Origin of the sequence: Streptomyces sp. SID11385, from assembly GCF_010548245.1 — a bacterium.
In the GTDB taxonomy this organism is placed as follows: Bacteria; Actinomycetota; Actinomycetes; order Streptomycetales; family Streptomycetaceae; genus Streptomyces.
Window position 1 is genome coordinate 1 of sequence record NZ_JAAGLR010000535.1, and the last position, 11,583, is coordinate 11,583.

General features: G+C 72.6%; 8 protein-coding genes and 1 pseudogene. 4 read left to right on the top strand and 5 right to left on the bottom strand.

Features of this window, described 5'->3' with window-relative positions; genetic code table 11:
* The 3 genes and pseudogenes from G3I42_RS16165 to G3I42_RS16175 all read left to right on the top strand — a co-directional run.
* A pseudogene (locus G3I42_RS16165) lies at positions 1-201 on the top strand (sugar kinase); the annotation flags it as partial.
* A 113-nt stretch (positions 202-314) separates the two neighbouring features.
* Positions 315-2,048: an ABC transporter ATP-binding protein gene (locus G3I42_RS16170; protein ID WP_164286596.1), complete on the top strand. Its 1,734-nt coding sequence runs from the start codon at positions 315-317 to the stop codon at positions 2,046-2,048.
* On the top strand, positions 2,048-3,973 hold the full coding sequence (locus G3I42_RS16175) for an ABC transporter ATP-binding protein (RefSeq protein ID WP_164286598.1): 1,926 nt from the start codon (positions 2,048-2,050) through the stop codon (positions 3,971-3,973). The genes G3I42_RS16170 and G3I42_RS16175 overlap by 1 nt, the downstream gene beginning before the upstream one ends.
* Before the next feature lie 99 nt (positions 3,974-4,072).
* On the opposite strand, the gene G3I42_RS16180 is transcribed toward G3I42_RS16175, so the two are convergent.
* From G3I42_RS16180 to G3I42_RS16200, 5 genes are all read right to left on the bottom strand, one after another.
* Positions 4,073-5,038, bottom strand: a complete 966-nt coding sequence (locus G3I42_RS16180) for an RNA polymerase sigma factor (RefSeq protein WP_164286610.1) — start codon at positions 5,036-5,038, stop codon at positions 4,073-4,075.
* Positions 5,039-5,291: 253 nt separating this feature from the next.
* The gene (dnaG, locus tag G3I42_RS16185) at positions 5,292-7,205 is read right to left on the bottom strand and encodes a DNA primase (protein WP_164286600.1); all 1,914 of its coding nucleotides are present in this window, start codon (positions 7,203-7,205) and stop codon (positions 5,292-5,294) included.
* Between the two features lie 50 nt (positions 7,206-7,255).
* On the bottom strand, positions 7,256-7,807 hold the full coding sequence (locus tag G3I42_RS16190; RefSeq protein ID WP_164286602.1) for a hypothetical protein: 552 nt from the start codon (positions 7,805-7,807) through the stop codon (positions 7,256-7,258).
* 97 nt (positions 7,808-7,904) lie between these two features.
* Entirely contained in the window at positions 7,905-9,176 is a 1,272-nt protein-coding gene (locus G3I42_RS16195; RefSeq protein ID WP_164286604.1) for an FAD-dependent oxidoreductase, read from the bottom strand.
* Positions 9,177-9,370: 194 nt separating this feature from the next.
* Entirely contained in the window at positions 9,371-10,696 is a 1,326-nt protein-coding gene (locus G3I42_RS16200) for a deoxyguanosinetriphosphate triphosphohydrolase (RefSeq protein ID WP_164286606.1), read from the bottom strand.
* 200 nt (positions 10,697-10,896) lie between these two features.
* Between G3I42_RS16200 and G3I42_RS16205 the strand changes: the two genes are divergently transcribed.
* Positions 10,897-11,532: a DinB family protein gene (locus G3I42_RS16205; RefSeq protein ID WP_164286608.1), complete on the top strand. Its 636-nt coding sequence runs from the start codon at positions 10,897-10,899 to the stop codon at positions 11,530-11,532.
* Positions 11,533-11,583 lie beyond the last annotated feature (51 nt).

Genomic DNA, 11,583 nt, shown 5'->3' on the forward strand with positions numbered 1-11,583 from the left:
GCGCGGCAGGCGGCGTGGGCGCTCGGGGTGCACGAGGGGCGGCTCGACGCCGCGCGGCCACCGGCGTGGCAGGGGGCGGCGGCGCAGGTCATCGAGGCGGACGAGGAGGAACGGCTCGTGGGGGCCGCGGTGCGGCAGCAGTACACGGCGGTACGGGAGGAAACGCACCCCGGGGCCTTCGGCGAGCGCGCGCCGCTGTGAGCGCAAACCCGGGGCGGCCGGATTTGACCCGGCCTTGAATTAATCGGTTGGTCCGCACCCCGGCGTATCGCTCAGGATAGGGAGGCTCCCGACCCCTCTCCGACAGGCGCAGTGTGCTCATACGACTTCTGCGGGCCTCGCTGGCCCCCTACAAACGGCCCATCGCCCTTCTCGTCCTGCTCCAGTTCGTCCAGACCTGCGCCGCGCTCTACCTGCCCACGCTCAACGCCGACATCATCGACAACGGTGTCGTGAAGGGTGACACGGGCTACATCATGGGCTTCGGCGCGCTGATGCTGCTCGTCGCCGTCGTGCAGATGGCCGGGAACGTCGGCGCGGTGTTCTACGGGGCCCGTACCGCCGCCGCGCTCGGGCGGGACGTACGGGCGCGGATCTTCGACCGCGTGCAGTCGTTCTCGGCGCGCGAGGTCGGCCAGTTCGGCGCCCCCACCCTCATCACGCGGACGACGAACGACGTGCAGCAGGTGCAGATGCTCGTCCTGATGTCGTTCACGCTCATGGTCTCGGCGCCGATCATGTGCGTCGGCGGGGTGATCCTCGCGCTCGGCCAGGACGTGCCGCTCTCCTCGATCCTGCTCGTCGTGATCCCCGTGCTCGGCGGCTCGGTCGGGCTCATCGTGCGCAAGCTGCGCCCCCTCTTCCGTACGCTCCAGACCCGGCTGGACACCGTGAACCGAGTGCTGCGCGAGCAGATCACCGGGAACCGCGTCATCCGCGCCTTCGTGCGCGACGAGTACGAGGGCACGCGCTTCGACGGCGCGAACGGGGAGCTGACGGAGGTCTCGCTCGGCACCGGGCGGCTCTTCGCGCTCATGTTCCCGACCGTCATGACCGTCGTGAACCTCTCCAGCGTCGCCGTCGTGTGGTTCGGCTCGCACCGCATCGACAGCGGCGGGATGCAGATCGGGGCGCTGACCGCGTTCCTCTCGTACCTCATGCAGATCGTGATGGCCGTCATGATGGCCACCTTCATGTTCATGATGGTGCCGCGCGCCGAGGTGTGCGCCGAGCGGATCGAGGAGGTGCTCGGCACCGCGTCGAGCGTCGTGCCGCCGCAGGCCGGGGTCACCGAGCTGCGCCGGCACGGGCGGCTCGAACTGCGCGGCGCGGGCTTCCGCTTCCCGGGGGCCGAGGAGCCGGTCCTGCGCGGGATCGACCTCGAAGCGCTGCCCGGCGAGACGACGGCCGTGATCGGCTCGACAGGCAGCGGCAAGACGACGCTGCTCGGCCTCGTACCGCGCCTGTTCGACGCGACCGAGGGCGAGGTGCTGGTCGACGGCGTGGACGTGCGCGAGGTCGACCCGGCGCTGCTCGCGCGCACGGTCGGGCTCGTCCCGCAGAAGCCGTACCTCTTCTCGGGGACGGTCGCGAGCAACCTGCGGTACGGGAACCCGGACGCGAGCGACGAGGAGCTGTGGCACGCGCTGGAGGTCGCGCAGGCGAAGGGCTTCGTGGAGAAGCTGGAGCACCGGCTCGACGCGCCGGTGGCGCAGGGCGGCTCGAACTTCTCGGGCGGCCAGCGGCAGCGGCTCGCGATCGCGCGCGTGCTCGTGCGGCGCCCGGAGATCTACCTCTTCGACGACTCCTTCTCGGCGCTCGACTACGCGACGGACGCGGCGCTGCGCGCGGCGCTCGGCCACGAGACGGCGCGGGCGACGGTGGTGATCGTGGCGCAGCGCGTCGCGACGATCCGCGACGCGGACCGCATCCTCGTGCTCGACGAGGGGCGGATCGTGGGCGTGGGGCGGCACCACGAGCTGATGGAGACCAATGAGACGTACCGGGAGATCGTGCTCTCCCAGCTGACGGAAGCGGAGGCCGCGTGATGGCCGGTCCCGGTGGACGGATGGCGGCTGCGGCCGGAGCCCAGGGGCTCGACGACTTCAAGGGGACGGCGAAGCGGCTCGCGCGCCGCTTCGCCCCGCACAAGGCGCTCCTGACGGGGATGCTGCTGCTCGGGATAGTCAGCGTCGCCGCGTCGGTGTCGGGGCCGAAGATCCTCGGGCACGCGACCGACCTGCTCTTCGGCGGGGTGATCGGCGGGCAGTTGCGCGCCGGGCAGACGAAGGAGCAGGTCATCGAGGCGGCGCGCGAGCGCGGCGACGGCGGGTTCGCGGACCTCCTCAAGGGGGTCCATTTCACACCCGGCGAGGGCATCGACTTCGGCGCGATCGGCGAGGTGCTGCTCATCGCGACGCTCGTCTTCGCGCTCGGCGGCGTGCTCATGTCGATCTCGGTGCGGCTCTCGAACCGGGCGATCAACCTCATGATCAGGCGGCTGCGCGAGGACGTGCAGACGAAGCTGTCGCGCCTGCCGCTCTCGTACTTCGACCGCCGTCAGCGCGGCGAGGTGCTGAGCCGCGCGACGAACGACATGGACAACCTCCAGCAGACGCTGCAACAGACCCTCGGCCAGCTCGTCAACTCGGTGCTGACGATCATCGGGGTGCTCGCGGTCATGTTCTGGATCTCGTGGCTGCTCGCGCTCGTCGCGCTCGTGACCGTGCCGCTCTCCGCGCTCGTCGCGACACGCGTGGGCAAGCGCTCGCAGCCGCAGTTCGTGCGGCAGTGGAAGTCGACGGGCGAACTCAACGCGCACATCGAGGAGATGTACACGGGTCACACGCTCGTGAAGGTCTTCGGGCGCCAGGAGGAGTCGGCGGAGGTCTTCCGCGAGCACAACGAGGCGCTGTACGACGCCTCGAACCGGGCGCAGTTCACGAGCGGTGTCATGCAGCCGCTGATGATGTTCGTCTCGAACATCAACTACGTCCTCGTCGCCGTCGTCGGCGGGCTGCGGGTCGCCTCGGGCGCGCTGTCGATCGGTGACGTGCAGGCGTTCGTGCAGTACTCGCGGCAGTTCTCGATGCCGCTCACGCAGGTCGCCTCGATGGCGAACCTCATCCAGTCCGGGGTCGCCTCGGCCGAGCGGATCTTCGAACTGCTCGACGCCGACGAGCAGAGCGCGGACCCGGCCGAGCCGGAACGGCCCAAGGAACTGCGCGGGCGGGTCGCCTTCGAGCACGTCTCCTTCCGGTACGAGGAGGACAAGCCGCTCATCGAGGACCTGTCCCTGGAGGTCGATCCGGGCCACACGGTCGCGATCGTCGGCCCCACGGGCGCGGGCAAGACGACGCTCGTCAACCTGCTGCTGCGCTTCTACGACGTGACGGGCGGGCGCATCACGCTCGACGGCGTCGACATCGCGCGGATGCGCCGCGACGACCTGCGCGCCGGGATAGGGATGGTGCTCCAGGACACGTGGCTCTTCGGCGGCACGATCGCGGAGAACATCGCGTACGGCGCCGCGCGCGAGGTCACGCGCGAGGAGATCGAGGAGGCGGCCAGGGCGGCGCACGCGGACCGCTTCGTCCGGACGCTGCCCGAGGGGTACGACACGGTCATCGACGACGAGGGCACGGGGGTGAGCGCGGGCGAGAAGCAGCTCATCACGATCGCGCGGGCCTTCCTCTCGGACCCGGTGATCCTCGTGCTCGACGAGGCGACCAGCTCCGTGGACACGCGGACCGAGGTCCTGATCCAGAAGGCGATGGAGCGCCTCGCGGCCGGGCGCACGAGCTTCGTCATCGCGCACCGGCTCTCCACGATCCGCGACGCGGACACGATCCTCGTCATGGAGAACGGCGCGATCGTGGAGCAGGGCACGCACGAGGAACTGCTCGCGACGGACGGCGCGTACGCGCGGCTGTACGCGGCGCAGTTCGCGCAGGCGGTGGCCGAGGTCGAGTAGCGGGGCGCGGGGCCCTCGGCGGCACGGGGCTCCCGGCGGCACGGGGCCGTCTCCACGTACGGGCGTGGGGGCGGCCCCGTCCCCGTACCGGCGCCGTCCTCAGTCCAGGTACCCCCTGAGCTGGTCGGCGTAGGCGTGGGAGCGGAGTTTGGCGAGGGTCTTGGCCTCGATCTGGCGGATGCGTTCGCGGGTGACGCCGAAGAGGGCGCCGATCTCCTCCAGGGTGCGGGGGCGGCCGTCGTCGAGTCCGTAGCGGAGCTGGACGACCTGGCGTTCGCGTTCGCCGAGCGTCGAGAGGACGTCTTCGAGGTGGCGGCGCAGCAGGAGGAGCGCGGCGGACTCGGGGGGCGAGGGGGCGTCGCCGTCCTCGATGAGGTCGCCGAGCGCGACCTCGTCCTCGCCGCCGACAGGGGTGTGCAGCGAGACAGGCTCCTGGGCGAGGCGCAGGATCTCGCCGACGCGTTCCTTCGTGAGGCCGAGGAGGGCCGCCACCTCCGCGTGGCTCGGCTCGCGCCCGCGCTCCTGGAGCAGTCCGCGCTGGACCCGTACGACGCGGTTGATCAGCTCGACGACGTGCACGGGCACGCGGATCGTGCGGCCCTGGTCGGCGAGCGCGCGGGACATCGCCTGACGTATCCACCAGGTGGCGTACGTGGAGAACTTGAAGCCGCGCGTGTAGTCGAACTTCTCGACGGCGCGGATGAGGCCGAGGTTGCCCTCCTGGACGAGGTCGAGCATCGTCAGGCCGCGCCCCGCGTAGCGCTTGGCGACGGAGACGACGAGGCGGAGGTTGGACTCGATGAGGCGGCGTTTGGCGGCGCGGCCGAGGACGACGAGGCGGTCGAGATCGAGGGCGAGGCGGGTGTCGAGCGGGCCGGGCCCGGCGAGTTTCTCCTCGGCGAAGAGGCCGGCCTCGACGCGGCGGGCGAGGTCGACCTCTTCGGCGGCGGTGAGGAGCGGAATGCGGCCGATCTCGCGTAAGTACTGGCGGAAGAGGTCGGGCGCGTGGCCGCCGGGCGGGGCGGGGGTGCGGTCGCCGGTCCGCTGGGCGGGGACGCCGGGCAGGGGCTGGGCGCGGAGCTGAGTGGACACGGGGACCGGCCTCCTGGTGTTCGCTGCCACGTACCCCCGAGTGGTCCCGCGGGGCGGGCGGGTCCCGGGAACCTTCTTCAGTGTGGGACAGAGCGGGAGCGGTCACGAGGGGCGTGCGGGGACTTTTTGCGACCGGCCCGTGACGGGTGGTCAGCGGGTGGGGCGGGGGTGTCCCGCGGGGCGGGCGGGGCGCGAGGGGTGCTCGGGCCGCCGGGCCGCGCGGGTCTCAGAGGGCTGCCGCGCCCTGCTGCTGGAGGGCGCGGCCGTACTGCTCCAGGACCCACAGTTCGCTCTGCACCTCGGCGGCGCGGGCCTGGTCGCCCTGCGCGGAGACGCGGGTGAAGGTGCCCTGGAGTTCGGTGACACGGCGCTGGACGGCGCGGACCCGGACCCGGACGAGTTGTTCGCTCGCGTAGACGTCGTCGACGACGCGGCGGCGGATCGGTTCGACGGCGAGTTCGGTGACCATCGCGCGGACGCGGTCGTCGGGGGCCGCCTCGCGCACGGCGGTGAGGTAGGCCATCGCGTCGTGGACGCCCTCCTCGGCGCCGCCCGCGTCGGCGATGGCCTGGCGCACGGCGGCGTACGGCTCGGCGGTGAACTCGTCGATCTCGTAGGCGTCGAAGGCGGGCGAGACGAGTTCGGGCCGCTGGAGAGCGAGTTTGAGCAGTTCCCGCTCGGTCATGTGCGCGGGGTTGCGCAGGATGAGCGCGGGGCCGGAGGTGCCGGGGCGCTGGGGGGTGCTCGCGGCGGCCATGGCAGGGCGGCGGGGGCCGCCGGGGAGGGGTTCGCCGCGGTGCTCGCGGGCCCAGCGGGCGACGGTCGCGACGCGGCGTACGACTTCCTGCTGGTCCATGGGGCCGTAGCCGAGCATCCCGGCGAGCTGGACGGCGACGGCGTGGCGCAGCGCGACGTTCTTGACGCTCGCGACGACGGGCGCCGCCTCATCGAGCGCGGCGGCGCGGCCCGCAGGGGTCTCCAGGTCGTAGCGCGAGACGATCTGGCGCAGCGCGAACTCGAAGAGCGGGACGCGCGGTTCGACGAGTTCGGCGACGGCCTGCTCGCCCTTGGCGAGGCGCAGGTCGCAGGGGTCCATGTTGTCGGGGGCGATCGCGATGTACGTCTCGGCGGCGAACTTCTGGTCGTCCTCGAAGGCGCGCAGGGCGGCCTTCTGCCCGGCCGCGTCGCCGTCGAAGGTGAAGATCACGCGGGCGCTGCCGTTGTCCATGAGCAGGCGGCGCAGGATCTTGATGTGCTCGGTGCCGAAGGCGGTGCCGCAGGTCGCGACGGCGGTCGTGACGCCGGAGAGGTGGCAGGCCATGACGTCGGTGTAGCCCTCGACGACGACGGCGCGGCTCGCGCGGGCGATGTCCTTCTTGGCGAGGTCGATGCCGTAGAGGACCTGCGACTTGCGGTAGACCGGCGTCTCGGGGGTGTTGAGGTACTTGGGGCCGTTGTCGTCCTCGCGCAGGCGGCGGGCGCCGAAGCCGACGATGTCGCCGCCGATGTCCTTGATCGGCCACATGAGGCGGCCCCGGAAGCGGTCGATGGGGCGGCCGCCGCGGCTCTCCTGGGAGAGGCCCGAGGTGATCAGCTCGCGGTCGGTGAAGCCCTGGCCGCGCAGGTAGCGGGTGAGGTGGTCCCAGCCCGCGGGGCTGTAGCCGACGCCGAAGTGCGCGGCGGCGCTCTGGTCGAAGCCGCGCTCGGCGAGGAACTTGCGGCCGATCTCGGCCTCGGGCCCGGCGAGCTGTTCCTCGTAGTACTGCGCGGCGGCGCGGTGGGCGTCGATGAGGCGGATGCGCTCGCCGCGCTGCTGGGTGGGGTTGTAGCCGCCCTCCTCGTAACGGAGGGTGATGCCTGCCTGGCCCGCGAGGCGCTCGACGGCCTCGGAGAAGCTGAGGTGGTCCACCTTCATGACGAAGGTGATGGTGTCGCCGCCCTCCTGGCAGCCGAAGCAGTGGAAGAGGCCCTTCGCCGGGCTGACCTGGAAGGACGGCGACTTCTCGTCGTGGAAGGGGCAGAGGCCCTTGAGGTTCCCGCCGCCGGCGTTCTTGAGCTGGAGGTACTCAGCGACAACGGAGTCGATCGGGACCGCGTCCCTGACCGCCTTCACGTCCTCGTCCTTGATCCTGCCAGCCACGGGGGAATTCTACGGGGTCGCGGAGGGGCCGCGGTCTGCCGGCCGGAAGCTCACTCTCCGTAGGTCTCCACCTCGCAGTGCCTGATGTCCGCGACCTCCCGCCCGTCCGCGGGCTTGATCTTCAGCGTCTTCGTCTTCCCCTTGGCGACGCGCACGCCCATCCCGGACGCGTTCGCGGTCCCGTCCGTCAGGAAGGCGCCGTTGACATCGGAGAAGGTGACGGAGCCGCTCCAGCTCTCCGTCCTGGTCCCGGAGTTCTTGAGGCGGACCGTGGCCCAGGGCCTGGCCTTGGTCACGCAGGAGACGAGCGTCGCCTGGACCGGGGAGCCGGGGGTGTTCGCGTAGGTGTCGTCCTCGGTGGGTGTCGAGGTCGGCGCGGTCGTGTGGCGCCGGTTCGTGCCGCTGTTGTAGCCCCGGTTGAAGCCCGAGGTGTAGTCGTCATCGTCGTCGTCGGTTGAGGACGTGGAGTGGCTGGAGCCGTTCTGGCGCTGCGAGGAGCTGCTGCACCCGCCGCCGTGACCGCTGCCGTGCCTGCTGTGCGAGCTGCCGTGGCCCCGCCCCGTCGAGAAGCCCGTCAGGGCGAGGACCGTTATCGCCGCCATCGCGGTCAGTCTGATTCCCCGTGTCGTTTTCACGCCCGGCACCTTACGGACCAGGACCGGGGCGTGCACCGTGTGTGTGCGAACGCGCACAGATTTGTTACGCGGGCGGCAGGAAGGACTCCAGCGGCACGTTCGGGTCGGCGAGCGCCTCGGGGTCGGGGCGGGCGCCGGAGCGGATGAGTTTCTGGAGCGGTTCGGTGACGTCCCACACGTTGACGTTCATCGCGGCCCGCACCTGCCCGTCGAGCAGCCAGAAGGCGAGGAAGCGGCGCTTGGCGGCGTCGCCCCGGACGAGCACCTGGTCGTACTGGCCGGGGGGCGCCCAGCCCGAGTACTCCAGGCCCAGGTCGTACTGGTCGGAGAAGAAGTACGGGACCCGGTCGTACGTGACGTCCCTGCCGAGCATCGCGCGGGCCGCGAGCGGGCCGCCGTTGAGCGCGTTGGCCCAGTGCTCGACGCGCAGGGGCGCGCCGGGGAAGAGGCCGAGCGGGACGGAGGCGACGTCGCCCGCCGCGTAGACGTCCGGGTCCGAGGTGCGCAGCCCCGCGTCGACCGCGATGCCGCCGCCGTGCTCGGGCGCGGCGAGCGCGAGTCCGGCGGACTCGGCGAGGGCGGTACGGGGCGCCGCGCCGACGGCCGCGAGGACGTCGTGGGCGGGGTGCTCCTCGCCGTCGTCGGTGAGCGCGGCGAGGACCATGCCGTCCTGGCCGACGATCTCGGTGAGGCGGGCGCCGAAGTGGAAGCGGACACCGCGCTCGGCGTGCAGGTCGGTGAAGAGCCGGCCGACCTCGGGGCCGAGCACGTGGTGCAGCGGGGTGGGCGCCGCGTCGATGACGGTGACCTCGGCCCCGTACTCGCGCGCGGCGGCGGCGACCTCCAGGCCGATCCAGCCCGCGCCCGCGATGAGCAGGTGGCCGTTGTCGCGGCCGAGGCTCGCGAGGGTGCGGCGCAGGCGCTCGGCGTGGGCGAGGCGGCGCAGGTGGTGGACGCCGGCGAGGTCGGTGCCGGGGATCTCCAGGCGGCGCGGCTCGGAGCCGGTGGCGAGGAGGAGCTTGTCGTAGTGGAGGAGCGTGCCGTCGCCGAGCGTGAGGGCGTGGTTGGCCGCGTCGAGCGCGACGGCGGGCTGGCCGAGGTGGAGTTCGACGTCGGCGCCCGCGTACCACCCCGGCTCGTGCACGAAGACGCTCTCGCGGGCGTCCTTGCCGAGCAGGTAGCCCTTGGAGAGCGCGGGGCGCTCGTACGGGTGCTCCCGCTCGTCGCACACGAGGATCACCCGCCCGGTGAAGCCCTCGGCGCGCAGCGTCTCCGCCGCTTTGGCGCCGGCCAGGCCCCCTCCGACGATGACGAACGTCTGATCCGCGTCGACCACGGCGTGCCTCCGGCATTGGCGGGTGGGGAATCTGACGGTACCCCAGTCGGTGGGGCGCGGGTCATGGTGGGGAGCCGTTGCGGGGGCTCCGCCCCGGGCCCCCGCTCCTCGAATTTCCCAGCCTTCGGCCGGGAGGTGCCCCCGAAGGGGCTGGATTCATCGCCGCGCCCCTCTGGAATGCGTTGCCCTGACGTCTACTGCCGTGTCAGTTCGGCGTGGAGCGATCTGGCCGCCGCGTCCGTCAGGGAGGCGATCTGGTCGATCAGGACGCGCTGGCGGGCGGGGTCGGTCGCGGCCTGGTCGAAGAGGGCGCGGAACTGGGGGTCGAGGCCGTGCGGGGCGCGGGCGGCGAGCGCCGCGGCGAGTTCGGTGACGAGGACGCGCTGGCCGGCGCGGAGCTCTTCCTGGTCGGCGCGCTGGATCACGTACAGGTCGGCGACGGCCTTGAGGAGCCCGCACTCCAGGCGGGCCGTGCGCGGGACGACGAGGGAGGCCGCGTAGCGGCTGAGCGGGCCCGGTCCGTGGGCCGCGCGGGTCGCGGTCTCGGCGGCGAGGCAGAAGCGGCCGATGAGTTCGCTCGTGGCGTCCTTCAGCCGGGCCTGGGCCGTACCGGTGCCGTCGTAGTGGTGCGGCCACCACTCCTCGCCGAGCAGGCGGTCGAGCGCGGCGTCGAGTTCGGCGCGCTCCGTGTCGGCCGGTACGTGGCCGCGGTCGAGCGCGACGCGGTGGATCTCGGCCCGCTCGGGCTCGGAGAGCAGCGCGTTGGGGTCGATGTGGCCGGCGTGCAGCCCGTCCTCCAGGTCGTGCACGGAGTAGGCGACGTCGTCGGACCAGTCCATGACCTGGGCCTCGAAGCACGTGCGGTCGCGGGGCGCCGCGGCGCGGAGCCAGCGGAAGACGGGGAGGTCGTCCTCGTAGACGCCGAACTTCGGGTGCGCGGGGTCGCCCGGGTGCGCGCCGCGCGGCCAGGGGTACTTGGTGGCGGCGTCGAGCGCGGCGCGGGTGAGGTTGAGGCCGACGCCGGCCTGGGTGCCGTCCGGGCCGGGCACGAAGCGCTTGGGCTCGATGCGGGTGAGGAGGCGCAGGGACTGGGCGTTGCCCTCGAAGCCGCCGATGTCGCGGGCGAGTTCGTCGAGCACCTGCTCGCCGTTGTGGCCGAAGGGCGGGTGGCCGAGGTCGTGCGAGAGGCAGGCGGCCTCGACGAGGTCGGGGTCGCAGCCGAGCGCCCCGCCGAGGTCGCGGCCGACCTGGGCGCACTCCAGGGAGTGGGTGAGACGGGTGCGGGGACTGGCGTCCCAGGCGTGGCCGCGCGTGCCGGGGGTGACGACCTGGGTCTTGCCCGCGAGTCTGCGCAGCGCGGAGGAGTGCAGGACCCGGGCCCGGTCGCGCTGGAAGGCGGTGCGCCCGGGGCGCTTGTCGGGCTCGGGGGCCCAGCGCTCGGTGTCCGCCGTGGCGTAGTCCGCCGTGTCGTGGGCCGGCCGGTTCGTCTCGCCATCGGCCTGCCGGAAAGTCGCTGCCATGCCCCAGAGCCTAAACGGAAGGGGGGACATCCCGGACAGATGTACGGGCCGGGGCGGGCGGGGGCCGGGGCGAGGGCGGGGGCCGGGCCGGCTCCGGGGCGTTGTCAGTGGCGGGTGCGAGACTCGGCGGCACGAGAGGGACGTACGGACGTACGGACGTAAGCGACGCACGCAAGAGACGGACGAAAGCGGGGGCGATCATGTCGTTCAGCGGGCCGGTGGCCGATCTGCACCGGTATCTCCAGGAGGCGCGCGAGGCGGTGCTGTGGAAGGCGGAGGGCCTTTCGGAGTACGACGCCCGGCGCCCGTCGACGCCGACGGGGACGAATCTGCTGGGGCTCGTGAAACACCTCGCGGCGGTGGAACTGGGGTACTTCGGGGACACGTTCGGGCGGCCGTACTTCGCGAAGGGCGAGGAGCCGGACTTCCACTGGACGCGCGAGCCGGAGGGCGATCTGTGGGCGCGCCCCGAGGAGTCCAGGGACGCGCTCACCGGCCTGTACCGGGCGGCGTGGGCGCACACGGACGCGGTCCTCGCGGAGCTTCCGCTCGACGCGGAGGGGCGGGTGCCGTGGTGGCCGGAGCACCGGGCCGTGACGACGCTGCACCACGTCCTGGTCCGCGTCCTCGCCGAGACCCAGCGCCACGCGGGCCACGCCGACATCACCCGCGAACTGCTCGACGGGCGCGCGGGGGCGGGGCGGGGCGACACGAACCTGCCGGAGTGGGACGGCGCGAAGTGGACGGCGTACCGGGAGACGGTGGAGCGGGCGGCGCGGGAGGCGGACCCGGAGGGGGCCCGGCGGGCGGCCGAGCGGCAGGGGGCGGGCGCGTGACGCAGGCGGGCGCGGCCGGGGTGGAGGTCAGGAGTTCGGTCAGTTCCGGCT

What these genes read in the sequence shown, in the direction of transcription:
- G3I42_RS16200 (WP_164286606.1), bottom strand. Translation starts at nt 10,696, where the DNA reads ATGGCAGCGACTTTCCGGCAGGCCGATGGCGAGACGAACCGGCCGGCC.
- G3I42_RS16205 (WP_164286608.1), top strand. Translation starts at nt 10,897, where the DNA reads ATGTCGTTCAGCGGGCCGGTGGCCGATCTGCACCGGTATCTCCAGGAG.
- G3I42_RS16190 (WP_164286602.1), bottom strand. Translation starts at nt 7,807, where the DNA reads ATGGCGGCGATAACGGTCCTCGCCCTGACGGGCTTCTCGACGGGGCGG.
- G3I42_RS16175 (WP_164286598.1), top strand. Translation starts at nt 2,048, where the DNA reads ATGGCCGGTCCCGGTGGACGGATGGCGGCTGCGGCCGGAGCCCAGGGG.